This is a genomic window from Blastococcus litoris (genome assembly GCF_003075095.1).
Taxonomy (GTDB): Bacteria; Actinomycetota; Actinomycetes; order Mycobacteriales; family Geodermatophilaceae; genus Blastococcus_B; species Blastococcus_B litoris.
Window position 1 is genome coordinate 68,689 of the sequence record NZ_QCZF01000004.1, and the last position, 22,906, is coordinate 91,594.

At 74.3% G+C, this 22,906-nt stretch carries 31 protein-coding genes and 1 tRNA gene; 18 read left to right on the forward strand and 14 right to left on the reverse strand.

Annotated features, from left to right (window positions below; genetic code table 11):
- Window positions 1-22 precede the first annotated feature (22 nt).
- Window positions 23-589 carry an isochorismatase family protein gene (locus DCS98_RS09930; RefSeq protein ID WP_116451216.1) on the reverse strand — a complete coding sequence of 189 codons (567 nt, stop codon included), beginning with the start codon at window positions 587-589 and terminating at the stop codon, window positions 23-25.
- Window positions 586-1,893, reverse strand: a complete 1,308-nt coding sequence (locus DCS98_RS09935) for a nicotinate phosphoribosyltransferase (RefSeq protein ID WP_116451217.1) — start codon at window positions 1,891-1,893, stop codon at window positions 586-588. Before DCS98_RS09935 ends, DCS98_RS09930 begins: the two co-directional genes overlap by 4 nt.
- A gap of 60 nt (window positions 1,894-1,953) precedes the next feature.
- Between DCS98_RS09935 and clpS the strand changes: the two genes are divergently transcribed.
- A complete protein-coding gene (gene clpS, locus DCS98_RS09940; RefSeq protein ID WP_116451218.1) occupies window positions 1,954-2,250 on the forward strand; it encodes an ATP-dependent Clp protease adapter ClpS in 297 nt (98 codons plus the stop codon).
- Window positions 2,247-2,744 carry a DUF2017 family protein gene (locus tag DCS98_RS09945; RefSeq protein WP_116451219.1) on the forward strand — a complete coding sequence of 166 codons (498 nt, stop codon included), beginning with the start codon at window positions 2,247-2,249 and terminating at the stop codon, window positions 2,742-2,744. The genes clpS and DCS98_RS09945 overlap by 4 nt, the downstream gene beginning before the upstream one ends.
- Here the strand turns inward: DCS98_RS09945 and DCS98_RS09950 are convergent.
- Window positions 2,683-3,036, reverse strand: coding sequence for a hypothetical protein (locus tag DCS98_RS09950; protein ID WP_116451220.1), 354 nt, complete (start codon window positions 3,034-3,036; stop codon window positions 2,683-2,685). The two genes, DCS98_RS09945 and DCS98_RS09950, sit on opposite strands and share 62 nt — an antisense overlap.
- Before the next feature lie 90 nt (window positions 3,037-3,126).
- Here DCS98_RS09950 and DCS98_RS09955 point away from each other — a divergent pair, with 90 nt between their 5' ends.
- The 6 genes from DCS98_RS09955 (at window position 3,127) to DCS98_RS09980 (ending at window position 7,317) form a co-directional block, all read left to right on the forward strand.
- On the forward strand, window positions 3,127-3,600 hold the full coding sequence (locus tag DCS98_RS09955) for a M67 family metallopeptidase (protein ID WP_116451221.1): 474 nt from the start codon (window positions 3,127-3,129) through the stop codon (window positions 3,598-3,600).
- A gap of 122 nt (window positions 3,601-3,722) precedes the next feature.
- Window positions 3,723-3,998, forward strand: coding sequence for a ubiquitin-like small modifier protein 1 (locus DCS98_RS09960; RefSeq protein ID WP_116451222.1), 276 nt, complete (start codon window positions 3,723-3,725; stop codon window positions 3,996-3,998).
- 4 nt (window positions 3,999-4,002) lie between these two features.
- Window positions 4,003-4,953, forward strand: a complete 951-nt coding sequence (locus DCS98_RS09965; RefSeq protein ID WP_116451223.1) for a PLP-dependent cysteine synthase family protein — start codon at window positions 4,003-4,005, stop codon at window positions 4,951-4,953.
- 92 nt (window positions 4,954-5,045) lie between these two features.
- Complete coding sequence (locus DCS98_RS09970; RefSeq protein WP_116451224.1) at window positions 5,046-5,786, forward strand: MBL fold metallo-hydrolase; 741 nt, start codon at window positions 5,046-5,048, stop codon at window positions 5,784-5,786.
- A gap of 8 nt (window positions 5,787-5,794) precedes the next feature.
- Entirely contained in the window at window positions 5,795-6,748 is a 954-nt protein-coding gene (locus tag DCS98_RS09975; RefSeq protein ID WP_116451225.1) for a DNA polymerase domain-containing protein, read from the forward strand.
- Window positions 6,749-6,831: 83 nt separating this feature from the next.
- The gene (locus tag DCS98_RS09980) at window positions 6,832-7,317 is read left to right on the forward strand and encodes a DUF4262 domain-containing protein (protein ID WP_116451226.1); all 486 of its coding nucleotides are present in this window, start codon (window positions 6,832-6,834) and stop codon (window positions 7,315-7,317) included.
- 3 nt (window positions 7,318-7,320) lie between these two features.
- On the opposite strand, the gene bcp is transcribed toward DCS98_RS09980, so the two are convergent.
- Both bcp and DCS98_RS09990 read right to left on the reverse strand, forming a co-directional pair.
- A complete protein-coding gene (bcp, locus tag DCS98_RS09985; RefSeq protein WP_116451227.1) occupies window positions 7,321-7,809 on the reverse strand; it encodes a thioredoxin-dependent thiol peroxidase in 489 nt (162 codons plus the stop codon).
- Window positions 7,810-7,869: 60 nt separating this feature from the next.
- A complete protein-coding gene (locus DCS98_RS09990; RefSeq protein ID WP_116451228.1) occupies window positions 7,870-8,274 on the reverse strand; it encodes a YjbQ family protein in 405 nt (134 codons plus the stop codon).
- 77 nt (window positions 8,275-8,351) lie between these two features.
- Here DCS98_RS09990 and rph point away from each other — a divergent pair, with 77 nt between their 5' ends.
- Window positions 8,352-9,074 carry a ribonuclease PH gene (rph, locus tag DCS98_RS09995; RefSeq protein WP_116451229.1) on the forward strand — a complete coding sequence of 241 codons (723 nt, stop codon included), beginning with the start codon at window positions 8,352-8,354 and terminating at the stop codon, window positions 9,072-9,074.
- On the forward strand, window positions 9,071-9,682 hold the full coding sequence (gene rdgB / locus DCS98_RS10000; RefSeq protein ID WP_116451230.1) for an RdgB/HAM1 family non-canonical purine NTP pyrophosphatase: 612 nt from the start codon (window positions 9,071-9,073) through the stop codon (window positions 9,680-9,682). The genes rph and rdgB overlap by 4 nt, the downstream gene beginning before the upstream one ends.
- A 3-nt stretch (window positions 9,683-9,685) precedes the next feature.
- Here rdgB and DCS98_RS10005 read toward each other — a convergent pair whose 3' ends face one another.
- Together DCS98_RS10005 and DCS98_RS10010 are read right to left on the reverse strand one after the other, a co-directional pair.
- Complete coding sequence (locus DCS98_RS10005) at window positions 9,686-9,943, reverse strand: hypothetical protein (protein WP_116451231.1); 258 nt, start codon at window positions 9,941-9,943, stop codon at window positions 9,686-9,688.
- Window positions 9,944-10,013: 70 nt separating this feature from the next.
- On the reverse strand, window positions 10,014-10,625 hold the full coding sequence (locus tag DCS98_RS10010) for a class I SAM-dependent methyltransferase (RefSeq protein WP_116451232.1): 612 nt from the start codon (window positions 10,623-10,625) through the stop codon (window positions 10,014-10,016).
- Between the two features lie 74 nt (window positions 10,626-10,699).
- Here DCS98_RS10010 and DCS98_RS10015 point away from each other — a divergent pair, with 74 nt between their 5' ends.
- The gene (locus DCS98_RS10015; RefSeq protein WP_116451233.1) at window positions 10,700-11,620 is read left to right on the forward strand and encodes a DUF6910 family protein; all 921 of its coding nucleotides are present in this window, start codon (window positions 10,700-10,702) and stop codon (window positions 11,618-11,620) included.
- A 1-nt stretch (window position 11,621) separates the two neighbouring features.
- Here the strand turns inward: DCS98_RS10015 and DCS98_RS10020 are convergent.
- A tRNA-Leu gene (locus tag DCS98_RS10020) sits at window positions 11,622-11,702 on the reverse strand.
- A gap of 90 nt (window positions 11,703-11,792) precedes the next feature.
- On the opposite strand from DCS98_RS10020, the gene DCS98_RS10025 reads away from it, so the two are divergent.
- Both DCS98_RS10025 and DCS98_RS10030 read left to right on the forward strand, forming a co-directional pair.
- The gene (locus DCS98_RS10025) at window positions 11,793-12,023 is read left to right on the forward strand and encodes a DUF3618 domain-containing protein (RefSeq protein ID WP_116451234.1); all 231 of its coding nucleotides are present in this window, start codon (window positions 11,793-11,795) and stop codon (window positions 12,021-12,023) included.
- A gap of 4 nt (window positions 12,024-12,027) precedes the next feature.
- Window positions 12,028-12,522, forward strand: coding sequence for a DUF427 domain-containing protein (locus tag DCS98_RS10030; RefSeq protein ID WP_116451235.1), 495 nt, complete (start codon window positions 12,028-12,030; stop codon window positions 12,520-12,522).
- Window positions 12,523-12,529: 7 nt separating this feature from the next.
- Here DCS98_RS10030 and DCS98_RS10035 read toward each other — a convergent pair whose 3' ends face one another.
- A complete protein-coding gene (locus tag DCS98_RS10035) occupies window positions 12,530-13,153 on the reverse strand; it encodes a TetR/AcrR family transcriptional regulator (protein ID WP_116451236.1) in 624 nt (207 codons plus the stop codon).
- Window positions 13,154-13,288: 135 nt separating this feature from the next.
- Here DCS98_RS10035 and DCS98_RS10040 point away from each other — a divergent pair, with 135 nt between their 5' ends.
- The gene (locus DCS98_RS10040) at window positions 13,289-14,401 is read left to right on the forward strand and encodes an EAL domain-containing protein (RefSeq protein ID WP_116451237.1); all 1,113 of its coding nucleotides are present in this window, start codon (window positions 13,289-13,291) and stop codon (window positions 14,399-14,401) included.
- Between the two features lie 9 nt (window positions 14,402-14,410).
- Here DCS98_RS10040 and DCS98_RS10045 read toward each other — a convergent pair whose 3' ends face one another.
- Entirely contained in the window at window positions 14,411-15,010 is a 600-nt protein-coding gene (locus tag DCS98_RS10045; RefSeq protein ID WP_116451522.1) for a histidine phosphatase family protein, read from the reverse strand.
- 52 nt (window positions 15,011-15,062) lie between these two features.
- Here DCS98_RS10045 and DCS98_RS10050 point away from each other — a divergent pair, with 52 nt between their 5' ends.
- Window positions 15,063-15,923, forward strand: a complete 861-nt coding sequence (locus DCS98_RS10050) for an aldo/keto reductase (protein WP_241037515.1) — start codon at window positions 15,063-15,065, stop codon at window positions 15,921-15,923.
- Between the two features lie 3 nt (window positions 15,924-15,926).
- Here the strand turns inward: DCS98_RS10050 and DCS98_RS10055 are convergent, their stop codons facing one another.
- Complete coding sequence (locus DCS98_RS10055; RefSeq protein ID WP_164704491.1) at window positions 15,927-16,355, reverse strand: STAS domain-containing protein; 429 nt, start codon at window positions 16,353-16,355, stop codon at window positions 15,927-15,929.
- Window positions 16,356-16,540: 185 nt separating this feature from the next.
- Here DCS98_RS10055 and DCS98_RS10060 point away from each other — a divergent pair, with 185 nt between their 5' ends.
- From DCS98_RS10060 to DCS98_RS10070, 3 genes are all read left to right on the forward strand, one after another.
- Window positions 16,541-17,692, forward strand: coding sequence for an acyl-CoA dehydrogenase family protein (locus tag DCS98_RS10060; RefSeq protein ID WP_420837351.1), 1,152 nt, complete (start codon window positions 16,541-16,543; stop codon window positions 17,690-17,692).
- Window positions 17,689-18,345, forward strand: a complete 657-nt coding sequence (locus tag DCS98_RS10065; RefSeq protein WP_116451240.1) for a PaaI family thioesterase — start codon at window positions 17,689-17,691, stop codon at window positions 18,343-18,345. The genes DCS98_RS10060 and DCS98_RS10065 overlap by 4 nt, the downstream gene beginning before the upstream one ends.
- 63 nt (window positions 18,346-18,408) lie before the next feature.
- Window positions 18,409-19,884 (forward strand): AAA family ATPase, encoded by a 1,476-nt coding sequence (locus tag DCS98_RS10070; protein WP_116451241.1) that lies wholly within the window; start codon window positions 18,409-18,411, stop codon window positions 19,882-19,884.
- Window position 19,885: 1 nt separating this feature from the next.
- On the opposite strand, the gene DCS98_RS10075 is transcribed toward DCS98_RS10070, so the two are convergent.
- The 3 genes from DCS98_RS10075 to DCS98_RS10085 are packed head-to-tail and all read right to left on the reverse strand — an operon-like array spanning window position 19,886 to window position 22,887.
- Window positions 19,886-21,001, reverse strand: a complete 1,116-nt coding sequence (locus tag DCS98_RS10075; RefSeq protein ID WP_116451242.1) for an NAD-dependent epimerase/dehydratase family protein — start codon at window positions 20,999-21,001, stop codon at window positions 19,886-19,888.
- A 9-nt stretch (window positions 21,002-21,010) separates the two neighbouring features.
- Window positions 21,011-22,309: an MFS transporter gene (locus tag DCS98_RS10080; protein ID WP_164704492.1), complete on the reverse strand. Its 1,299-nt coding sequence runs from the start codon at window positions 22,307-22,309 to the stop codon at window positions 21,011-21,013.
- Window positions 22,306-22,887 (reverse strand): helix-turn-helix domain-containing protein, encoded by a 582-nt coding sequence (locus DCS98_RS10085; RefSeq protein WP_116451244.1) that lies wholly within the window; start codon window positions 22,885-22,887, stop codon window positions 22,306-22,308. The genes DCS98_RS10080 and DCS98_RS10085 overlap by 4 nt, the downstream gene beginning before the upstream one ends.
- Window positions 22,888-22,906: the final 19 nt, after the last annotated feature.

Genomic DNA, 22,906 nt, shown 5'->3' on the forward strand with positions numbered 1-22,906 from the left:
AGGGAGGACGCGGGTCGGGTCCCTACGGGCGGTGGACGGCGCCCTCGAGCTCGACGCCCGCCGTGCGGAGCTGGTCCAGGGCCGCGTCGGTCGACGCCTCGGCGACGCCCGCGGTGAGCGGCAGGAGGACCCGCGTGGCGAAGCCGCTGCCCACCCCGTCGAGCGCGGTGGCCCGCACGCAGTGGTCGGTGGCGATGCCGACGACGTCGACGGCATCCACTCCGCGCTCCCGCAGCCAGTCGGCCAGCAGCACGCCGTCGGACCTCGCCTCGAACCCGGAGTAGGCCGCGGCGTACTCGCCCTTGTCGAACACCGCCTCGATCGGCCCGCGGTCCAGCGCCTCGTGGAGCTCCACGCCGCCGGTGCCGACGACGCAGTGCGCCGGCCACGTCTCGAGGAAGTCCGGCTGATCGGCGAAGTGGTGCCCCGGATCGATGTGGTGGTCCCGGGTGGCGACGACGTGGTCGTAGGCCGTCGACGACATGTGCTCGGTGATCGCGGCCGCGACCGCGGCACCGCCCGCCACGGCGAGGCTGCCGCCCTCGCAGAAGTCGTTCTGGACGTCGACGACGATCAGCGCGCGGGTCACGAGGACGCAGTCTCCAGCACCGGCTCGCCGCGGGACAGTGCCCAGGCCTCCGCCGGGAGGGATTCGCGGACCCGCTCGTGGTGCGCGCGTGCGCGGGTCAGGGCGTCGGCCGGGCCGACCTCCTCGCAGAGCTCGCCGCCCCGCACCAGGGGGACGACGAGGTCGCGGTCGCCGTCCCGGGGCGTGACCGGCGCGCTGCTGACCACCTCCGCGGTCGCGATGCCGTCGGCGTCGTGCCGGCGGACGGCGTGCTTGCGGCCCCCGACGGAGCGCTTGCCCTCCGACTTCTTCGCCACCGGGACGCCGTCGCGCTCGACGAGCTTGTAGACCATCCCGACCGTGGGGGCGCCGGACCCGGTCACCAGGGAGGTGCCGACGCCGTAGCGGTCGACCGGCGCGGCCATGAGACCGCTGATCGCGTACTCGTCCAGGTCGCTGGTGACCACGATGCGGGTCTTCGTCGCGCCGAGGGAGTCGAGCAGCTCGCGGGCGTGGGTGGCCAGCGTGGGCAGGTCGCCGGAGTCGAGGCGGATGCCGCCCAGCTCGGGCCCGGCCACCTCGACCGCCGTCCGGATGCCCTGGTCGACGTCGTAGGTGTCCACGAGCAGCGTCGTCCCGGGGCCGAGGGTGTCCACCTGCGCCTGGAAGGCCGAGCGCTCGTCGTCGTGCAGGAGCGTGAAGGCGTGCGCGCTGGTGCCGCTGGTGGGGACGCCGTAGCGGCGGCCGGCCTCCAGGTTCGAGGTGGTCGCGAAGCCGACCAGGTAGGCGGCACGGGCGGCGGCGACGGCTGCCTCCTCGTGGGTGCGCCGCGAGCCCATCTCGATGCAGGGCCGCTCGCACGCCGCGGCGACCATGCGGGCGGCGGCCGAGGCGATGGCGCTGTCGTGGTTGAGGACCGAGAGGGCGAGCGTCTCCAGCAGCACGCCCTCGGCGAACGGGGCGCGGACGGTGAGCACCGGCGAGCCGGGGAAGTAGAGGTCCCCCTCGGCGTAGCCGTCGACGTCGCCGGAGAACCGGAAGTCCGCCAGCCAGTCCAGGAGGCGGGCGTCGGTCAGCCCCTGCTCGCGCAGCGCGGCCAGCTCGCCGTCCCCGAAGCGGAAGTAGGGCAGCGCCTCGAGCAGCCGCCCGGTGCCGGCGAGGACGCCGTAGCGCCGGCCGTGGGGGAGGCGGCGGGCGAAGACCTCGAAGACGCAGTCGCGCCCGGCGGTGCCGTCGGCCAGCGCGGCGGCGACCATCGTCAGCTCGTACCTGTCGGTGAAGAGCGCGGGTGCCGGCGGGGGAGTCAGCCCGGTGTCCACAACCATGATCGGGGAGCGTAGGCGGGGCCGGGGACCAGGGCAGATCGGCGTCCTAAGGTGGAGTGCGTGTCCGGACCTCTCGCCCCGACGGTGATCCCGGAGACCACCGACGAGGAACGCGGCGACCTCGACCGCCCGTGGGTGACCGTCGTGTGGAACGACCCCGTCAACCTCATGACCTACGTGACGTTCGTGCTGCAGGAGCTGTTCGGCTACGACGAGCCCACGGCCACGACGCTGACGCTCCAGGTCCACCACGAGGGCAGGGCGATCGTGAGCTCCGGCCCGCGGGAGCGGATGGAGCACGACACCAGCCGGCTGCACGCCTACGGGCTGTGGGCGAGCTTCCAGCGGGACTCATGAGGCCCTTCCGCGCCACGGGCGGCAGCGTCGTCGCCCGCCTCGAGCCGGCCGAGTCCGGCATCGTCGGACTGCTGCTCGACCAGCTCGAGCAGCTGCTGGACGCCGACTCGGACGACGTGGGTGGCGACCCGGTCATGGCCCGGCTGCTGCCCCCGGGGCACCGGGGGGACGCCGAGCTCGCCGCCGACTACCGGGAGCTGACCGAGAGCGCGCTGCGCAGCGGCAAGGCCGACGACCTCGCGACCGTCCGGGCCACCCTGCCCGACGGCGGCGGAGAGGTCCGCCTGGACGCCGACCAGGCGGCGGCCTGGCTGCGGACGACGAACGACCTGCGGCTGGCGCTGGGCACCCGGCTGGACATCAGCGAGGACACCGAGCCGCCGGAGGAGATCACCGGCGACGAGGACCAGCAGCTGGCCGTCTACTACTGGCTCACCGCGCTGCAGGGCTCACTCGTCGACGCACTGATCGCCGCGCGCGCCGGCCGAAGCTGAGCACGATCAGCAGCGCGAGCAGGACGTCCAGGCCGAACAGCACGTAGACCATGCCGTGCAGCGGGACGTCGACGACGACCGCGCCGACGGTCGACACGAGGACGACCGCGGAGAGCGCGAGCACGAGCAGCAGCACCAGCGCGCGGAGGGCGACCACCAGTACGTAGGAGACGCGGTCGGCCGGTTCGTCGGCGCTGTAACCGGGGCGCTTCATCAGGCCCCGGGCCCCCATGACGAGAGCGGGAACCGGGAGGACGAGCACCCCCGCGGCCACCAGAAGCTTCACCAGCACGTCACGCAACGTATCGGTACGGGCAGCGCATCGGACGGTCGGGCGGGACCACGCCATGGGCGGCCGGATCGCGCCACCTAGACTGGTGCCGTGCTGCGCATCGACCGCGCGACCTACGACGCCATCGTGGCCCACGCCCGGGAGGACCACCCGGACGAGGCCTGTGGCGTCGTCGCCGGGCCCGAGGGCAGCGACCGCCCGGAGCGGTTCATCCCGATGCTCAACGCGGCGCGGTCCCCGACGTTCTACGAGTTCGACTCGGCGGACCTGCTGAAGCTGTACCGGGACATGGACGCCCGCGACGAGGTCCCGGTCGTCGTCTACCACTCGCACACGGCCACCGAGGCCTACCCCTCGCGGACCGACATCAGCTACGCGTCCGAGCCCGAGGCGCACTACGTGCTGGTCTCCACCCGTCACCACGGGGAGCGGACCGGCCTGGTCGAGGACGAGGTCGAGTTCCGCAGCTTCCGCATCGTCGGGGGCGAGGTGCGCGAGGAGGACGTCGAGGTCGTCGAGTCCTACCTGTTCGGGCACACCCCGACGACCGTCGTCTACGACTGACACGTGATCTGCCCCGCGGTCCGGAATCGGCCGCGGGCGAGGGGCGTTGCCCCGACCAGACGCACGAACGCTGCCGTACCGCGGCGCCCTGACACCCCTGCTCGCGAGGAGAACCGCACGCCATGGCCATCGAGGTCCGGATCCCCACCATCCTGCGCACCCACACCGGCGGCAACAAGACCGTCGAGGGCAGCGGCGCCACGCTCGGCGCGCTCGTCGACGACCTCGACACCAAGCACCCCGGCCTGAAGAACCGCCTCGTCACCGAGGAGGGCAAGCTGCACCGCTTCGTGAACGTCTACGTCAACGACGAGGACGTGCGGTTCACCGGCGCGCTCGACACCGAGGTCAAGGACGGCGACTCGGTGACGATCCTCCCGGCCGTCGCCGGCGGCTGACCTCATGGCGCGATTCGCCTCCCTCGTCGACTCCCTCGGCGGCACCCCGCTCGTGGGGCTGCCGAACCTGTCGCCGACCTCTGACGTCCGGCTGTGGGCCAAGCTCGAGGACCACAACCCCACCGGGTCGATCAAGGACCGCGCCGCGATCGCGATGATCGAGGCGGCGGAGAAGGACGGGTCGCTGCAGCCCGGGTCGACGATCCTGGAGCCGACGAGCGGCAACACCGGCATCTCGCTGGCCATGGTGGCCCGCCAGCGCGGGTACAAGCTGATTTGCGTCATGCCGGAGAACACCTCGGTGGAGCGCCGGCAGCTGCTCGAGATGTACGGCGCGCAGATCATCTCCTCGCCGGCCGCCGGGGGGTCGAACCAGGCCGTCGCCGTCGCGAAGGGGCTCGCGGCCGAGCACGAGGACTGGGTGATGCTGTACCAGTACGGCAACCCGGCCAACGCCCAGGCGCACTACGACGGCACCGGTCCGGAGATCCTCGCCGACCTGCCGACGATCACCCACTTCGTCGCCGGCCTGGGGACGACGGGCACGCTGATGGGCGTCTCCCGCTTCCTGCGCGAGAACAAGCCCGACGTCCAGGTGATCGCCGCCGAGCCGCGCTACGGCGAGCTGGTCTACGGCCTGCGCAACATCGACGAGGGCTTCATCCCCGAGCTCTACGACGCCTCGCTGCTGGACTCGCGCTTCTCGGTCGGCCCCGACGACGCCATCCACCGCACGCGTCAGCTGGTCGAGCGCGAGGGGATCTTCGCCGGCATCTCGACCGGCGCGATCCTGCACGCCGCCCTCGGCATCGCCGACAAGGAGGTCGCCGCCGGCCGGCACGCCGACATCGTCTTCATCGTCTGCGACGGCGGCTGGAAGTACCTGTCGACCGGTGCCTACGCCGGCTCGCTCGAGGAGGCGACCTCGGCGCTGGAGGGCCAGCTCTGGGCGTGAACCCGGCCCGGTCGGTCACACGCGGTCTGCGGAGCGTCAGCACCGGCCGCTAGCCTGACCCGCGCCATGGAGATGCGACGGGGGGAGGCGGCGTGAGACTCACCGTCGTCGGCTGCTCGGGCAGCGCCCCCGGTCCGCGGTCGGCCGCGTCCTGCTACCTCGTGGAGCAGGACGGGTTCCGCCTGCTGCTCGACCTCGGCAACGGGGCGTTCGGCGCGCTGCAGGGCCTCGCCGACCCCGACTCGATCGACGCGGTGTTCCTCTCCCACCTGCACGCCGACCACTGCCTCGACGTCGCGCCGTTCGTCGTCTGGCACCGGTACTCCGGCCGTGCGACGAAGGAGCAGGTGCCGCTGTACGCACCGGTCGCCGCGGAGCGGCGGCTGGCCCTCGCCTACGACGCCGACGGCGAGGGCGTCACCGACGTCTTCGACTTCGTGCCGGTCGGCCCGGGTTCGTTCACCCTCGGCCCGTTCGACGTGACGCTCGCGCGCACCGCGCACCCCGTCGAGTGCTACGCCATCCGGCTCACCGCCGGCGGCCGTTCCCTGGTCTACACCGGCGACACCGGTCCCAGCGACCGGGTCGTCGAGCTCGCCCGCGGCGCCGACGTCCTGCTGGCGGAGGCCGCCCACCCGCCGGGGCCCGACCTGCCCGGCGGTCTGCACCTGACCGGCAGGGAAGCGGGGGAGCACGCGGCGGCCGCCGGCGTCGGCCGGCTGCTGCTCACCCACATCCCGGCGTGGGTGGACGAGATCGGCCAGCTGTTCGCCGCCAGCGCGGTGTTCTCCGAGACCGAGCTGGTCCGCTCCGGCGCGACGTACGAGATCTAGGCTCGGACGTGGCCGAGGAGGAGCGCGACGGCGTCACGTTCTCCAGCCTGGACGCGCCCCTGGGCGACGGGCTCGAGGTGACGAAGCGGGCGCTGGTCGACTACGCCGACGCCGTCGCCGACCGGCTGGTGCCGCTGCTCGCCGGCCGGCCGCTGTCGGTGAAGCGGGTGCGGCCGGGCCAGGCGCCGTTCATGCAGCGCAACGTCAGCAAGGGCGCTCCCGACTGGGTGCGGACGGCGCCGATGTGGTCGGAGGGTTCCCACCGCGAGATCCAGCAGGTCCTCTGCGACGACCGGCGCACGCTGCTGTGGCTGGCCAACCAGCGCGCCGTCGAGCTGCACGTCCCCTTCTTCCGGGTCGGCGAGGACGAGCCCACCGGCCTCGTGCTCGACCTGGACCCGCCCGAGGGCGCCGACTTCCCGGTCGTCGTGGCCGCCGCGCGCCTGGTCCGGCAGGCGCTCGACGGCTCGGGTCTCACGGGTGCGGTCAAGACCAGCGGTTCCAAGGGCCTGCACGTCGTCGTCCCGGTGGGCGGGTCGCCGTTCGAGGACGTCGCCGCCGCCACGCGCGCGCTGGCCGCCCGCACCGCCGCCCTCGACCCGGAGCTGGCGACCACGGCCTACATCAAGGAGGACCGGGGCGGCCGGGTCTTCGTCGACTCGACCCGCTCGGGTCAGGGCACGATCGTGGCGGCGTACAGCCCGCGGATCCGGCCGGAACTGCCGGTGTCGTTCCCCGTGGCCTGGTCCGACCTCGACGACGTGCGTCCCGCCGACTTCACGGTGACGACGGCGCCCGGCCTGCTCGGCGACCGCGACCCGTGGGCGGAAGCGCTGCCGGAGCCGCAGCGGCTGCCGGCCGACCTCGTCGCGGAGGGCCACACCATCCCGATCGCTCGGGTGCAGGCCATGCACGAGGGCAAGCGCCGCAAGCGAGCGGCACGGGAGTCCGGCGGCGGCTGACCGCCGTCCCCAGGGCGGGCGCCCGTCCACAGGCCGCCGGTGGGGCAGGGCGTTCTGTCGGTCCTCCGGCGCACGCTGCCCCCATGACGCACGACCCGCAGACGCTCGCCTGGCTCGACCAGGAGGACGCGCACCTCGCGCAGACCATCCGCGCCCACCGCTGGGCGGTCCAGTACGTCGGAGCGGGCGACGGCCCCGACGAGCCGGCGTTCGGTTACACGATCGGCCTGTTCGGCCTCGGCCACCCGGAGCTGGTGCTCGTGGGGCTGGGGCACGACAACGCGCACGGGATCCTCGGCCGGGTGGCCGGCATGGTGGCCGACGGGCGCGACCTGGTGGCCGGTGAGCTGCTGACCTGGCCGGACCGGGGCGGCCGGATCGTGGTCGAACCGCTGCCCAACCCGGGGGAGGTGCTGCTCGCCGCGAACCGCTTCTACGAGCGGCCCGCCGAGTACTCGGTGCCCGCCCACCAGCTCACGTGGAGCCACGCGGACGGGACGTTCCCCTGGGACGACGACTACCCCTGCGGCCCGGAGTGCCAGCCGCGGCCGGGGACGTGGCGCGCGTGAGACCTAGTCGATCCCGAGGTCGCGCATCAGCTTCGCGACGTGCCCGGTCGCCTTGACGTTGTAGGACGCCTGCTCGATGCGGCCCTCGGCGTCGACGATGAACGTCGAGCGGATCACGCCGACGACCTCCTTGCCGTACAGCTTCTTGGGGCCGTAGGCGCCGTAGGCCCGCAGCACGGTCTTCTCGGTGTCGGAGACCAGCGTGATGCCGAGGTTCTCCTTCTCCCGGAACCGCAGCAGCTTGTCGGGCTCGTCGGGCGAGATCCCGATGATGTCCAGCCCGGCCTCCGCGAGGTCGCCCGCGGCCGCGGTGAAGTCGACGGCCTGCGTGGTGCACCCAGGGGTCATCGCCGCCGGGTAGCAGTAGACGATCACGCGGCGGCCGCGGTGGTCGGCGAGGGAGACCGGCTTCCCGTCGGCGTCGGGGAGCGTGAAGGCCGGCGCCGGGTCGCCGGGGGAGAGGCGGACGGGGGCGGAGACGGACTCGCTCATGCCCCGCATCCTGCCGTGCGCAGGTGCCGCAGCGGGAGGGGGGCTCGGGGGGCGGGCCCGTCAGCCGCCCAGGAACGAGAACCGGACGTGGCGGGTGTGGTTGTCCACGTTGGTGTCCACCAGGCAGATGCGCTGCCACGTGCCCAGCTGCATGAGGCCCTCGAGGACCGGCACGGTCGCGTGCGGAGGCACGAATGCGGGGAGGACGTGGTCCCGGCCGTGTCCTGCGGAGCCGTGCCGGTGGCGCCACCGGTCGTCCCGGGGGAGGAGCTCGTCGAGCTGGGCGAGGAGGTCGTCGTCGCTGCCCGAGCCGGTCTCCAGGATCGCGATGCCGGCCGTCGCGTGCGGCACGAACACCTGCAGCAGCCCGTCGGCCTCCTGGCGCACGAAGTCGGCGCACTCGTCGGTCAGGTCCACCACCACGGGGACGCCACCGGTCCGGACGGCACGCAGCTCCGATCGCATGCCGACGATCCTGGCCGGGCGGGGGCGGTGGTGCACGGCGGCGGGCCGTGCGGGGCGCCCCACTACCCTGGGTCCCCGTGACACGCCCCGACGGCCGCAGCGCCGACCAGCTCCGTCCGGTGACCATCACGCGCAACTGGCTCGACCACGCGGAAGGGTCGGTGCTCGTCGAGTTCGGGCGGACCCGCGTGCTGTGCGCGGCCAGCGTCACCGAGGGCGTGCCCCGCTGGCGCAAGGGCTCGGGGCTGGGCTGGGTGACCGCCGAGTACTCGATGCTGCCGCGCGCCACCCACACCCGCAGCGACCGGGAGTCGGTGAAGGGACGCATCGGCGGGCGCACCCACGAGATCAGCCGGCTGATCGGCCGCTCGCTGCGCGCCTCGATCGACCTGGCGGCCCTGGGTGAGAACAGCATCGCCCTCGACTGCGACGTCCTCCAGGCCGACGGCGGCACCCGCACCGCCGCCATCACGGGTGCCTACGTCGCCCTCGCCGACGCCGTCTCCTGGCTCGGGGAGCGCAAGAAGCTGGCCCGTCCGACGGCGATCGTGCAGTCGGTGTCCGCGGTCAGCGTGGGCGTCATCGACGGGGAACCGCGGCTCGACCTCGCCTACGAGGAGGACGTGAAGGCCGGCACCGACATGAACGTCGTCTGCACCGGCGACGGGAACTTCGTGGAGGTGCAGGGCACCGCGGAGGGCGCCGTCTTCGACCGGAAGACCCTCGATGCGCTGCTCGACCTGGCGGTCGCCGGCTGCGGCGAGCTGTCCCGGCTGCAGGCCGACGCGCTCGGGCGATGACCACCCGCCTGCTCCTGGCCACCCGCAACGCCGGCAAGCTCGCGGAGCTGCAGCGGCTGCTGGAGACCGCCGTCCCCGGCGTGGAGGTGATCGGACTCCGGGACGTGCCGGAGTATCCGGAGGCGCCCGAGACGGGCGCGACCTTCGAGGAGAACGCCCTCCTCAAGGCGCGCGAGGCGGTGCGGTACACCGGGCTGCCGGCCGTGGCCGACGACTCGGGTCTCGCCGTCGACGCCCTCAACGGGATGCCCGGTGTGCTGTCGGCGCGCTGGTCGGGCCGGCACGGGGACGACGACGCCAACACCGCGCTGCTGCTGGGCCAGGTCGCCGACGTGCCCGACGAGCGGCGGGGGGCGGCGTTCGTCTGCGCGGCCGCGCTCGTCACGCCCGACGGCGCGGAGCGGGTGATCGAGCGGCACTGGCGCGGGCGGGTGATCCGCGAGAAGCGCGGCACCAACGGGTTCGGCTACGACCCGGTGTTCGTGCCCGAGGGGCTCGGGCTCACCTCGGCGGAGCTGAGCCCGGCCGAGAAGGACGCGCGCAGCCACCGCGGCCAGGCCTTCGCGGCACTGGTGCCGGTGCTGGCCGAGGTGCTGGCGCCCCGCTGACGATCAGCGGCGGGCAGTCCGGAAGCCCAGCCACGCCAGCGAGTCCGCCTCGTCGCGCCTCGGGTCGTGCAGCTCGCGGCTCCACTCGGTCTCGGCGTGCCGGCCGGAGCGCTTGAGGTCGTCCGGGGTGGCGATGCGGATCTCGCCGGGCACCTCCGGAGCGGCGTGACGACCGCGCCGCGGCACGTCCTGCGCCGGGGGAGCGGGAACGACGGCGGCGCGGACGATGGCGGCGGGCAGCCACGAGGCAGAGCTGGTCATGGGGATGAGGTCGGCCGGCGCGCGGCTCCACCTCAGCGCCGCCGGCGCTGTTCCACCCCGAGGGGTGAGGTCAGGCGCGGGCGCGGCCCTCGTACATGTACCCGGCGGCCTTCGGAGCCCCCGGCTCGTACCCGGTGCGCAGATCCGTCACGGTCAGGGGCGAGCGGTCCAGGAGGCCGACGACGTCGTTGTCGAGGACGCAGCCGGACACCACCCGGTTGATGCGGTTGCCCCGTCGCTGCCACCGGACCACACCCGGGTCGGGCGCCAGGCCGTGCTCGACGAAGTGCACCTCGCCGCCGGGCTTGAGGACCCGGGCGAGCTCCCTCAGCGCGGCGTCGCCGTCCGGGATGCCGCAGAGCACCCAGGTGCACAGCGCCGAGTCGAACCGGCGGTCCGGGAACGGCAGCACCTGCGCGTCCTCCCCGGCGACGACGACCGGGACCGCGGAGGCCTCGCGCCGGGGGAGCGAGAGCTCCAGCGCCGTCGCCGACGGCTCTACGGCCCAGACGCCGGTCACTCCTGCCGGTAGGTGGGGCAGGTTCAGGCCGCTCCCGAAGCCGATCTCCAGGACGTCCCCGGCCAGGCCGTCGCACACCCGGTCGCGCACCTCGCCGGTCAACCGCTCGTTCAGGGCGTACGTGTGCAGGCGGGGCCGGAGATGTCGTCCGTAGAAGCCCATCGCCGCAGCATGCTGCAGCCGTCCTCCGGACGGAAGCCCGCGTGGGACGAGCGGCCCGCGGGCACAGAACGCCCGTGCGGGTTCACGTGGACGACGTCAGGGCGCTGCGGTTCGACGACGGCACGCCGGTGACCGCCGCGTCCGGGATCTCTCCGCTGGGGCCGGGCTGGCTGGTCGCGCAGGACGACGCGACCGTCGCTGCGTGGCTGCACGGGCGGCGGGTGGCACCGGTCCGGCTGCTCCCACCGGTCGAGGGCCTGGACAGGTTCGGCGAGGCGGCCGGCACCAAGCACCTGAAGCCCGACCTCGAGGTCGCCTGCCCCGCCGAGGTCGACGGCGAGCCCGCGGTCGTCGTCCTCGGGTCCGGGTCCACGCCGAGGCGCATGCGCGGAGTCCTGGTCCGCCGGTCGGGGGCTGGGTTCCAGGTCGAGCCGGCCGAGCTCGGGCCGCTCTACGCGAGCGTTGCCGCCGAGCTCGGCCTCCCGGTGGAGCACCTCAACCTGGAGGGAGCCAGCCGGCACGGCGGCACCGTGCGCTGGTTCAACCGCGGCAACCTGGCGGCCGGTGTGCCGTCGTGCAGCGTCGACGTCCCGCTGGAGGCGCTCGTCGACGCGCTGCTCGGCCGGGCCGACTCCGGGGCGGTGGAGGTCCGCCGGCCCCGCGTCTACGAGCTGGGGAAGGTCGAGGGCGTGGGGCTGGCGGTCACCGACGCCGTCGCGCTGCCCGACGGGCGGGTGCTGCTGAGCGCCGCGGCGGAGGACACCCCGAACGCCGTCGACGACGGCCCCGTCGTGGCCACCGCCCTCGCCCTCCTGGACGACGAGGAGGTCCTCGCAACCGCCGCCATCCCGGAGGTCGGGGGCCGCGTGCACAAGGTCGAGGGCCTCGCCCTCCGCCGCGTGCACGGCGGTGAGCTGCACCTGCTCGCGGTGGTCGACGACGACGACCCGGAGACCCCGTCGACGGCGATCGAGCTGCGCGTGCAGCTCGGGTGAGTGCGGGAGGCGGGAGTCGAACCCGCACGCCCGAAGGCACCAGATCCTAAGTCTGGCGTGGCTGCCGTTACACCACTCCCGCTCGGCTCCCGGAGTGTAGGAGCAGCCCGCACGGGTGGCCTCGCCGTTCCCGGACGCGCCCCGCCGGAGAACGTCTGGCAGGCTGTCGCCCGTGCCTCGCGACCCACGACAGATCCAGCTGGAGATCGACGCCGCCCGCGAGTCGCTGGCCGCCACGCTGGACCAGCTGACCTACCGGACCAGCCCGGCGCGCATCAAGGCCAAGGGGCGGGACGCCGTCCAGCGCTTCCTGCAGACCCCGGCCGGCATGGCCACCGTCGGCGCGGTCGGCCTCCTGGTCACCGTCGTCGTCGTCCAGCGGATCCGGCACCGCAACGACTGACCGCATGCACCCGCGCCCCGACCCCGTCGGGCCCGGCCAGGAATCGGTCTGGGACTACCCCCGGCCGCCGTCGGCCGAGGTCACCCCGCGGCACGTCGTCGTCGAGCTCGGCGGCCGGGTCGTCGCGGACACCGTCCGCGCGGTCCGCGTCTGCGAGACCAGTCACCCGCCGGTCTACTACGTGCCCCGCGAGGACGTCGCGGACGGCGTCCTGGAGCGGGCCGCCGGCTCGTCGTGGTGCGAGTGGAAGGGCGCGGCGACCTACTGGGACGTCGTCGTCGACGGGCGGCGCTCCGCGGCCGCCGGCTGGTCCTACGAGGACCCCACCCCCGGGTACGAGCACCTCCGGGGCGCTGTCGCCTTCTACCCCTCCCGCGTGGACCGCGCGACGGTCGACGGCGAGGAGGTCAGGCCCCAGGCCGGCGGGTTCTACGGCGGCTGGATCACCGACGAGGTGACCGGGCCGTTCAAGGGGGACCCGGGCACCCTGGGCTGGTGAGCCGCGCTCAGGCGGTCGCGGCGGCCGAGCGGATCAGCGGCATGACGACGGTGGCCAGCACCTCGTCGGCGTAGGCCTCGTCGACCGGGCGCCCGGTGAGCAGCCAGCGCTGCACCATCAGGGCGCTCGTGGTCTCGGCGATCACCGAGTTCGCCAGCCCGGGGGCGATCTCGCCGCGCGCCTCGGCGCGGGCCCACAGCTCCTGGAACGACGAGCGCCAGACGGCGAGGGGCCCGTCCTGGAACGCCTGCGACAGCGCCGGCTGGTGCGGGATCGTCGACAGCAGCGACAGCGTCGCCGCCCCCGTCGGGCCGTCGATCATCGCCACCATCTGGTGCATCATCGCGCGCAGGTCGCCCTCGAGGGTCCCGGTGTCGACCACCTCGGCCTGGGCCCGGTTCAGGTCGGAGATCGTGTCGACCACGAGGTCCTGCTTGGTGCGCCAGCGGCGGTAGATCGTCGCCTTGCCCACACCCGCCTCGGAGGCCACCGCGTCCATCGTCAGCGCGCCGTAGCCGACGTCGGCCAGCAACCGGAGGATCGCCGCCCGGATGACGCCGTCGCGGCTCGGGTCGCGCGGGCGCCCACCACGGCTGGGGCGCGGGATGCTGGGCGAGGCGAGGGCGGTCATGATCGAGACCTTAGACAATAAAGCTAGGAACGTTCCAGAACTTGGCTGTCAGTTCACTGGGCAATCACCTGACCGGGCTCGCGAGGCGCCGCGCGCCTGCCCGGAACGTGCCGCGGCGTGGGTCATCCTGCGACGGTGGGAACCATCTGCGGCGGTGTCTGCGGTTGCCGCCGGAACTGGGAGGTCCCGGGGCCCGCGACCCGCGCCCTGTTGGCCACCTCCGCCGACCACGTGCTGCCGACCGTCGCCCGCCTGGCCAAGGCGCTGGGGATGACCGTGCGCTCCTCGCCCCAGCTGGTCGACGTCCTCGACGACTGGGGCGGGCGGCGGCTCGAGGTCCTCTTCCAGCGGTTGGCCCGGGAGCTCACCGCGGCCGAGACCGAGGCGCTGCGGGTCGTCACCGACCCGCCGACCGAGCCGACCGCGCTCACCGCCCGCCTGCTCACCGCGCCGACCCTCGCCGTCGAGCTGGCCCGGCGGGGAGTCACGGTCGAGGTGGGGGTCCTCGCCGAGGCGGAGTTCTGGTCGGTCTACCAGCCGATCGTCTCCCTCGCCGACCGCTCCGTCGTCGCGCACGAGGCGCTGCTGCGCGGCGTCGTCGACAACCGCGAGGTGGGCGGCGGCGACCTGTTCTTCGTGGCCGAACAGGCCGGCTGGCTGGACCGGCTCGACCGCATCGGCCGGGAGTCGGCGATCACCGGCGCCGTGCCCTGGCTCGGGGACGACGACCTCTACGTCAACTTCAACCCGACGTCGATCCTGCGGCCGCAGGTGTGCCTGGCCAGCACCGAGCGCGTCGTCCACGAGACCGGGATCGACCCCGGGCAGCTGGTGTTCGAGGTGGTGGAGTCGCACGCCATCGCCGACCGCGGGCACCTCGTCTCGATCCTCGACCACTACCGGACCCTGGGGTGGCGCGTGGCCCTCGACGACGTCGGCGCCGGCTGGTCCAGCCTGTCGCTGCTGGCCGCGGTGCGCCCCGAGGTGGTCAAGCTCGACAAGGCGCTGGTGCAGGAGCTGCCCGACGACGGCGCCCGCACCGTCCTGAAGGCCGTCACCGACCTGGCGCACCAGCTGGGCGCCGTCGTCGTCGCCGAGGGGATCGAGACCGAGCGGCTCGCCGACGAGGTGACCGCGCTCGGGGCGGACCTGGGCCAGGGCTGGCTCTTCGGCCGCCCGGTGCGGCCGGAGCCGCCGGTGGAGGAACCGGCGGGACGCTGGCAGCCGGTCACCCCTGCCCGGCGCTGACCTCGCGCATCAGGGGCAGCCGGTGTTCCAGCCGGTCAGGGCGGGCCAGTCGTGCTCGTGCCCCAGGACGCCGTAGCGACCGGTCGCCAGCGGGAAGAGCGCGCCGGCCTCGGGGTCGAGCCCCAGCCAGCGGGCGGTGAGGATCCGCAGCACGTGGCCGTGCGCGACCAGGGCGACGTCGCCGTCCGCGAGCAGCGGGCGGACGGTGCCCAGCACGCGGTCCACGCGCGTCGCGACCTCCGCCAGGGTCTCTCCGGGGGTGTCGCCGGGGACCGTGCCGTCCGCCCACAGCGACCAGGGCCGTCCCAGGTCCGCGCTGATCTCCTTGGTCGTCCGGCCCTCGTAGCCGCCGTAGTCGACCTCGACCAGGTCCGGCTCCAGCTCGGTCGCGACGGCGCCGTCCATCAACCCGGCCAGCTCGGCGGTCCGGCGGGCGCGGGCGAGCGGGCTGACGAAGGCGTGCGTGATGTGCCGCCCCGCGAGGACCGGCCGCAGCCGCCGGCCGTCGTCCTCCCCGTCGGGGAGCAGCGGGAGGTCGGTCAGGCCCGTGTGCTGCCCGTTCCGGCTCCACTCGGTCTGCCCGTGGCGCACCACGATGACTTCGCCCATGCGGCCATCGAACACGCCGCCGGGAACACCCGCGCGTCGTCCCGTGCTGGCCATGTCCATGACGACCGCACAGATCAGCGACACGTTCACCATCGGCGGGGACCTCCCCGTCCACCGGCTCGGCTACGGCGCGATGCAGCTCACCGGCCCCGGCGTCTGGGGTGAGCCGGCCGACCGGCCCGGTGCCCTCGCGGTGGTCAGGGCGGCGATCGAGCAGGGCGTCGACTTCATCGACACCGCCGACTCCTACGGCCCCCAGGTCAGCGAGCAGATCATCGCCGAGGCGGCGTACCCGTACCCCGACGGCCTCGTCATCGCCACGAAGGCCGGGCTGACCCGGACCGGTCCGGGCGAGTGGCCGGTGTGCGGGCGGCCCGAGTACCTCACCCAGCAGGTCGAGCTGTCCCTGCGCAACCTGAAGGTCGACCGCATCGACCTCATCCAGCTGCACCGCATCGACCCGCAGGTACCCCTGGCCGACCAGCTCGGCGCCTTCAAGGAACTCCAGGACCAGGGCAAGGTGCGCCACATCGGCGTCTCGGAGGTCTCCGTGGCGGAGCTGCAGGCGGCGCGGGAGATCGTCGACGTGGTCAGCGTCCAGAACCTCTACAACCTGACCAACCGGCAGAGCCAGGACGTGCTCGACTACGCCACCGCCGAGGGAATCGCGTTCATCCCGTGGTTCCCGATCGCCACCGGCGACCTCGCCGCCCCGGACAGCCCGGTCGCCGACATCGCCCGCGAGCTCGACGCGACGCCGTCGCAGGTCGCGCTGGCCTGGCTGCTGCAGAAGTCGCCGGTCGTGCTGCCCATCCCGGGCACCAAGTCCGTCGACCACCTCACCGAGAACCTCGGCGCTGCCCGGCTGACCCTGTCCGACGAGGACATGGCCCGGCTCGACGCCCTGGCCTGAGCCTCAGCGACCGTGACCGGCGGCCACCAGGTCGCCGGTCACGGAGGCGGCCGCCCGGCGCACCCGCCGGCCGGATGCCCGTGCGGCGACGTTGCCGCGGAAGGCCGCGGCGGGCCGGACGACGTCGAGCTGGAGCCCGGCCGTCAGGTTCGCCATCCCGATCAGCCGCCGGGTCGCCGGCTGGGCGGCCACGACGCGGCAGGACCGGCCGGCGGCCTGCAGCTCCCGGGTGAACCGCACGAGCTCGTGCAACCCGGAGCAGTCCCAGAACCGCGCGGACCCCAGGTCGACGACCACCTGCGGCGTGCCCAGCCCCGCCGCCTGCCCGAGCGCGTCGGCGACCAGGGGTGACGTGGAGAGGTCGACGTCACCGGTGAGCCGGAGGACGACCTGGTCGGGAGCGGGGACGAGAGCGACGTTCAGCTGCGGCACCTTGCCTCCGTGGACCGGATGCGTCGGCCACCTGTGTTCGGCGGCCATCTCCGAGCCTAGGTCGGACGGAACCTCTTCACAACGGAGAGCAACCGATTGATTGCAGGAAGTTCACGGAATGGGACGCCGGCCGTCTCCGGACCCCGGCGGGAGGCCGGTCCGCGGCGCGCGTCACCATGACCGGCGTGGACACCGCTGACTTCCGCCAGATCCGGGACGCCGTGCGCCAGCTGGTCCGCGGGTCCGTCGTCCCCCGCGAGGAGCAGATCGAGGACGAGGACCGCATCCCCGACGACCTCCGGGCGCAGGCCGCCGACATGGGCCTGTTCGGGTACGCCCTGCCCGAGGAGCACGGCGGGCTCGGCGTCACCATGACCGAGGACGTGCAGCTGGCCTTCGAGTTCGGCTACACCACCCCCGCGTTCCGCTCGCTGTTCGGGACCAACAACGGCATCGCCGGCCAGGTCATCGCCAAGTTCGGCACCGACGAGCAGAAGGTGACGTACCTGCCGCGGCTGGCCGCCGGCGAGCTGATCGGCTCCTTCGCGCTCACCGAGGCCGAGGCGGGTTCCGACCCGGCCGGCCTCCGGACGACCGCCCGCCGCGACGGCGACCAGTGGGTCATCAACGGCAGCAAGCGCTACATCACGAACGCGCCGATCGCCGACCTGTTCGTCGTCTTCGCCCGCAGCAACCCCGAGGAGAAGGGCGGCCGGGGCATCTCCAGCTTCGTCGTCGAGACCTCGACGCCCGGCGTCACCGTCGGCCCCAAGGACAAGAAGATGGGCCAGTCGGGCGCCTGGACGGCGGAGGTCTTCTTCGACGACGTCCGGGTGCCGGCCGACGCGCTGATCGGCGAGGAAGGGCGCGGGTACGCGAAGGCGCTCACCGTGCTGTCCCGCGGCAGGTTGCACATCGCCGCGCTCTGCGTCGGCATGGCGCAGCGGGTGCTGGACGAGTCGGTCGCCTACGCCGCGACCGCGAAGCAGGGCGGAGCACCGATCGGTCGGTTCCAGCTGGTGCAGGGCCTGCTCGCCGACATGCACGCCGAGCTGCTGGCCGGCCGCGCTCTGGTGCGCGAGGTGGCCGAGCGGTACGACAGCGGCGAGGACATGTCGATCGGCCCGTCGTCGGCCAAGCTCTTCTGCACCGAGATGGTGGGCCGGGCGACCGACGCGGCTGTCCAGGTGCACGGCGGCATGGGCTACCTGCGGACGACGCCGGTCGAGCGCTTCTACCGCGACGCCCGGCTGTTCCGGCTCTACGAGGGCACCAGCGAGGTCCAGCGCGTGATCATCGGCGGCGGCCTCCTGCGCGAGGCCGGGATGAGCCGGTGAGCCGCGAGGTCCGGCGCGCGGCGGTGGGGGAGCTCGGGTCGGCGCTGCGCGACCTGGTCGACGCCGCCGTCCGCACCGAGGTCTCCCTGGAGGACCTGGCAGCCGCCACCGACGGCGCCCGGCAGCTGGCGGCGCTGCTGCGCGCGGAGACCCGCGGTCTGCACGACATCGCCGGGGTCGACGACCCGGAGACCGGCGAGCGCTGGTACAGCCCGGTCTACGGGCCGGGCAACCCCGTCGCACCGCCGATGGAGGCCTCGAGCACGCCCGACGGCCGGGCGACCGGTCGGGTCACGCTGGGGAAGCCGCACGAGGGGCCACCCGGGCTCGTGCACGGCGGCGTCGTCGCGACGCTGCTCGACCACGTCCTGGCGCGGGCGGTGCGCGCCGCCGGCCGCGGCGGGCTCACCGCGACGCTCACCGTCACCTACCGCCGTCCGGTGCACCTCGGCGTCCCGCTCCTCGCCACGGCCGAGGTCGGGACCACCGAGGGGCGGCGCACCACCGCGACCGCGCGCATCGTCGCGGAGGACGACCCCGGTTCGACGCTCGCGGAGGCGGAGGGGTTGTTCGTGGCGCTGCGGCCGGAGCGCGCGGCCGACGTCTTCGCCCCGACCGGCCGTGACGTGGGGGCCTGGACCAGCCGCAGCTGAAAGGCCGCGCGCGAGCCTGCCTGGTTCCGCTACGGTCCGCCTCCCGACGAGCAGGAGGCGGCAGTGGCGAGGTACGGGTGGAGCGCCTACCCCGGAGCGGTCCCGGGTCCCGTCGGCGCGCCCGCGGACGGCGACCTGCGCCCCGAGCTCGCCGACGTGGGACGGCTGGCCCGGCGCGGGCTGCGGGCGGTGGTGGGCGCTGCCCGCGCCGCCGAGCGACCGCGGCTGTCGCGGATCCTCAACGACCACCTGGGCGCCGGGGCCTCGACCCTCGAGGTGGTCGAGGAGACCTGGCCCGGCTACGACCACGTCAACGTGCAGGCGGGGCTCGACGCCTGGCTCGCCGCGCCCGGCCGGACGTGGGAGCTGGTCGGGGTCACGAACTTCCAGCACGCGATGTTCGGGCTCGGCGATCTGGTCGCGGCCGGCGACGGCGTCCACGACCCGTACGGCCTGAGCCCTGGCAACCCGGCGACGGTCAACCTCGCGTCCGGTCCGGACGGCGAGGTGCGGGCCTGCCTGCGCTGCGGCATCTACCTGGTCACGGAGGGGGAGGTGCGCACCGCTCTGCTGCTGCGCGGAGCCACCCCGGAGTTCGGCACCAACAACGCCTCCGTGCAGCTCGTCAGCACCGATCCCGAGGCGGCGCTGCGGTCCGCCGCGGCGATCCGGGCCGCCACCCTCGAGCACAACGTCTTCCGCGGGCAGGTGCTCAGCTTCGGGCAGGAGGTGTTCGGCCACGGCCAGACGCTGCTGCAGTTCCACCGCCGGCCGGTGATGACCGCCGACCAGCTGATCCTCGCGCCCGAGACGCTGGCGGAGGTCCGCCGGCAGGTGGTGGAGGTGGCCCGGCACAAGGAGCGGCTGCTCGCCGCCGGCCAGCACCTCAAGCGCGGCCTGCTGCTCTACGGGCCGCCGGGCGTCGGCAAGACGCACACCGTCCGCTACCTGACCAGCAGCCTGGTCGGCACCACGGTCCTGCAGCTGACCGGCAACGCGCTGCACCTGATCGCCGAGGCGTGCTCGGTGGCCCGGGCGCTGCAGCCGGCGATGCTGATCATCGAGGACGTCGACCTGATCGCCGAGGACCGCGGCATGCATCCCGGCCAGCACCCGCTGCTGTTCCAGCTGCTCAACGAGATGGACGGGCTGGCCGAGGACGCCGACGTCGTCTTCGTCCTGACCACGAACCGTGCGGACCTGCTCGAGCCCGCGCTGGCGGCGCGCCCGGGGCGGGTCGACCAGGCGGTCGCGCTCGAGCTGCCGGACGCCGCCGGGAGGCGGGCGCTCTTCGCGCTCTACCGGGGCGATCTCCGGGTGGACACCTCCGGTCTGGACGACGTCATCGCCCGCACCGAGGGCGTGACGGCGTCCTTCCTCAAGGAGCTGCTCCGGCGTGCGGCGTTGCTCGCGGCGACGCGCACGGCCGACGGCGAGGAGCTCGCGGTCTCGGCCGCCGACCTCTCGGGTGCGCTCGACGAGCTGCTCGACACGCGCAACGCCATGACGCGCACGCTGCTGGGCAGCACGCCCGCCTGAGTCAGTCCGCGCGCCCGTCCGGTGTGTTCGCCGGGTCGCCGGACGGGTCGAGGGTCCGGCCGCCGGCGGGTCCCAGGAGGTCGCCCGGTGCGCCGTCGCCCCGTCCGAGCGCGGCGACGAACTGGGTGAGCACCTCGTCGCTCCGGTGGGTGGGCACCCAGTCGAGGAGCCGGCGGGCCCGGGTCGTGTCCTGCGCGGGCAGCTGCGTCCCCAGGTCGAGCCACCCCGGTTCCGTGGGCACCAGGTGCGCGGCGAAGGCCGCGTGCAGGCCGGCCCGCAGCACGCGCGCCGGGACGGGCACGCGCACCGTGCCGAGGGCCCGGGCGATCCCGTCGGGGTCCAGGACCGGCTCGGCGGCCAGGTTGAACGGTCCCGGAGCCCGGCGGTCGAGCATGCGCACGAGGGCGTCCGCCACGTCGTCCGCGTGCACGAACGAGACGGCGAGGGCCGGCAGGGGGAGGGGCAGCAGCCGCGCCACGGCACCGGGCACGGCGCGCGCCGCCCCGAACAGCAGCGGGCCGAGGAAGTAGCGGCCGATCTCGCTGCCCGCCTCCGGCTGCAGCACCAGGGTCGGCCGGACGACGGTCAGGGTGGTCGGCTGGCGGCCCAGGACCTCGCGGACGACCCGCTCGGCCTCGGACTTGTCGCGGCTGTACTGGGAGCTCTGCACGCCGGTCGTCGGCCAGTCCTCGGTGACCCGCTGCCCCACGGCTCCGCCGGTGTAGGCGCCGATCGAGGACATGTGCACGAACTGGGCGACCCCTGCTGCGGCGGCGGCGCGTGCCACCCGCTCGGTACCCTCGACGTTGACGCGGCGCAGGACGTCGGGCCGGCGTCCCGGCTGCAGCGCCCACGCGAGGTGCACCACGGCGTCGGCGCCGTCCAGGAAACCGGGGAGCTCCTCCAGGCTCGCCTCCTCCCCGAGGTCGGTCAGGTGCCACCGCACCCCGGCGTAGGGCGCGATGTCCGGCGGCCGGCGGCGGGCCAGGCCGCGGACCTCCGCCACGCCGGAGCCGGGTGCGGTCAGGCGCCGGAGCAGGGCGGTGCCGACGTTGCCGGTGGCGCCGGTGACGGCGACCGTCAGGCCGTCCAGGTGGCCGGGGGAGAGTTCGGGCATGGGCTGGCGCTACCCGATCGGGTCGCGCGCAACCCGGCTGACCGCCGCCTCCGACCCCGCGCCGCGGCGGTCGGCCCGGAGCCCGAGAGACACCACGGCCAGCAGCAGCATCCCGGCGGCCCCGGCGAGCAGCCCCGCGGGCAGCCCGGAGCTGTCGGCGAGCCGGGGGAGCAGCAGGTTGCCCAGCAGGCCGCCGACCATGAGCGCCAGCGACGACGCCGAGACGGTGGTGGAGCGCTGCGCCGACGTCGTCTGGTCGTGCATGAGCTGCTTGCGCAGCGGCCAGGCCGACGCGTTCAGCAGGTAGAAGACCGAGTAGGCGACCGCCGCGACCACCACCCCGGGCGCCAGGGCCACCGCCGCGATCGCGCCTGCGGCCAGCACGGAGGTCCCCGCGCTGACCAGCACCACCGAGCCGCCGGCGGCGCGGCCCAGGGCCGGGGCGAGCAGCGAGCCCACCGAGGCCGCGGCGAACGACACCGCGGTGACGATGCCGAAGACCGCGGAGCCCACCTCGGCCGATCCGGAGAGCTCGGCGAAGTGCAGCGGCCCGAGGAGTTCCAGGGAGGTGAGGACGAGCCCGACGAGGAGGGACACCGCCAGCAGCAGCCGCAGCAGCCGCTCGTGGAGGACCAGCCGCACCGTCGCCGTGACGACCACGGGGACGTCGCGGAGGCCGCCGCGCAGCGCCGCGGCCCCCGACCCGTGGCCCCCGTGGACCGGGACGACCAACAGCAGCACCGCCACGACGTGGACGACCGCGAAACCCGCCGCGAGCAGCAGCGGCACGGCGAGCGCTGCCGCCCCGTCCCGCTCCACCAGCAGCGGCAGCACCCCGCCGAGGACCGCGCCGACGGTGAGGCCCGCCGCGTCCGCGGCGGCCGCCCGCGACAGCCCCGTGGTGATCTCCGCGTCCGGGTCCCCCCGGTGCACGGTGTCGACGAACCAGGCCTCGAGCGGGCCCGAGTCGAGTGCCCGCGCGACCCCCTTGAGCGCCCAGGCGATCGAGAACACCAGCATGCTGTCGGCGACGGCCATCGTGAGCAGCCCGGCCGTGGTGAACAGGCCGGAGAGCGCCAGCACCGGCCGGTGGCCGATGGCGTCGGCGAGCCCGCCGGTGGGCAGCTCGAGCAGCAGGGTCACCGCTCCGTAGATCGCGACGGTGACGCCGATGTCGGCCGGCGAGAGCCCCCGCTCGGTCGCCAGCAGGACCGAGACCGGGACGGCGACGCCCACGGGCAGCCACCGCAGCGCGGTGAGCCCGACGAACCGGCGGCGGGCCTGCTCCGGCGTCAGGACCCCGTTCACAGGGGGTAGTCCTTCAGCGTGAAGAGGTCCAGCAGCACGTGCACGAGCGGCTGGTCCGGTTCCTCCTCCTCGTCGCGCCACCGCTGGACGACGGCGTTCAGCTCGCCGATCAGCTCCCGGGCGCGGCCGGGGGAGAGCCGCAGCGCCCAGTCGTTGAGCGACGCGGCGGTGCGCCAGTCGTCGTCGGTCGAGTCGCGCTCGGCGGCGAAGGCGGCGAGCATCCGCCGCTGGTGCGCGACCAGCCGGTCGGTCAGCTCGTCGAAGAGCTCGCGTCCGCCGGGCTGGTCGAGCACCTCCTCGGAGTCCCAGCGCGTGCTGCGGTGCAGGGCGCGCCACCACCGCTCCCGGCCGGTGCCCTCGTCCGGCACCTCCTCGACGAAGCCGAAGCCGGCCAGCTGGCGCAGGTGGTAGCTGGTCGCGCCGCTGCTCTCGCCCAGGCGCTCGGCGAGCCGGCTGGCGGTGGACGGCCCGTCGCTGCGCAGCGCCGCGAGGAGGCTCATGCGCAGCGGGTGGGCGAGCGCGCGCAGGGCCCGCGGGTCGTGGACGTCGATCGCCCTACCGGGAGGGATGTCGGCCATGCCGACGACGGTAGATCGC

Excerpts from the sequence above, each read along its gene's own strand:
- DCS98_RS09935 (WP_116451217.1), bottom strand. The coding sequence starts at position 1,893 with ATGGTTGTGGACACCGGGCTGACTCCCCCGCCGGCACCCGCGCTCTTC.
- DCS98_RS09945 (WP_116451219.1), top strand. The coding sequence starts at position 2,247 with ATGAGGCCCTTCCGCGCCACGGGCGGCAGCGTCGTCGCCCGCCTCGAG.
- DCS98_RS09960 (WP_116451222.1), top strand. The coding sequence starts at position 3,723 with ATGGCCATCGAGGTCCGGATCCCCACCATCCTGCGCACCCACACCGGC.
- DCS98_RS09965 (WP_116451223.1), top strand. The coding sequence starts at position 4,003 with ATGGCGCGATTCGCCTCCCTCGTCGACTCCCTCGGCGGCACCCCGCTC.
- DCS98_RS09980 (WP_116451226.1), top strand. The coding sequence starts at position 6,832 with ATGACGCACGACCCGCAGACGCTCGCCTGGCTCGACCAGGAGGACGCG.
- bcp (WP_116451227.1), bottom strand. The coding sequence starts at position 7,809 with ATGAGCGAGTCCGTCTCCGCCCCCGTCCGCCTCTCCCCCGGCGACCCG.
- DCS98_RS09990 (WP_116451228.1), bottom strand. The coding sequence starts at position 8,274 with ATGCGATCGGAGCTGCGTGCCGTCCGGACCGGTGGCGTCCCCGTGGTG.
- rdgB (WP_116451230.1), top strand. The coding sequence starts at position 9,071 with ATGACCACCCGCCTGCTCCTGGCCACCCGCAACGCCGGCAAGCTCGCG.
- DCS98_RS10005 (WP_116451231.1), bottom strand. The coding sequence starts at position 9,943 with ATGACCAGCTCTGCCTCGTGGCTGCCCGCCGCCATCGTCCGCGCCGCC.
- DCS98_RS10010 (WP_116451232.1), bottom strand. The coding sequence starts at position 10,625 with ATGGGCTTCTACGGACGACATCTCCGGCCCCGCCTGCACACGTACGCC.
- DCS98_RS10030 (WP_116451235.1), top strand. The coding sequence starts at position 12,028 with ATGCACCCGCGCCCCGACCCCGTCGGGCCCGGCCAGGAATCGGTCTGG.
- DCS98_RS10035 (WP_116451236.1), bottom strand. The coding sequence starts at position 13,153 with ATGACCGCCCTCGCCTCGCCCAGCATCCCGCGCCCCAGCCGTGGTGGG.
- DCS98_RS10045 (WP_116451522.1), bottom strand. The coding sequence starts at position 15,010 with ATGGGCGAAGTCATCGTGGTGCGCCACGGGCAGACCGAGTGGAGCCGG.
- DCS98_RS10050 (WP_241037515.1), top strand. The coding sequence starts at position 15,063 with ATGTCCATGACGACCGCACAGATCAGCGACACGTTCACCATCGGCGGG.
- DCS98_RS10075 (WP_116451242.1), bottom strand. The coding sequence starts at position 21,001 with ATGCCCGAACTCTCCCCCGGCCACCTGGACGGCCTGACGGTCGCCGTC.
- DCS98_RS10085 (WP_116451244.1), bottom strand. The coding sequence starts at position 22,887 with ATGGCCGACATCCCTCCCGGTAGGGCGATCGACGTCCACGACCCGCGG.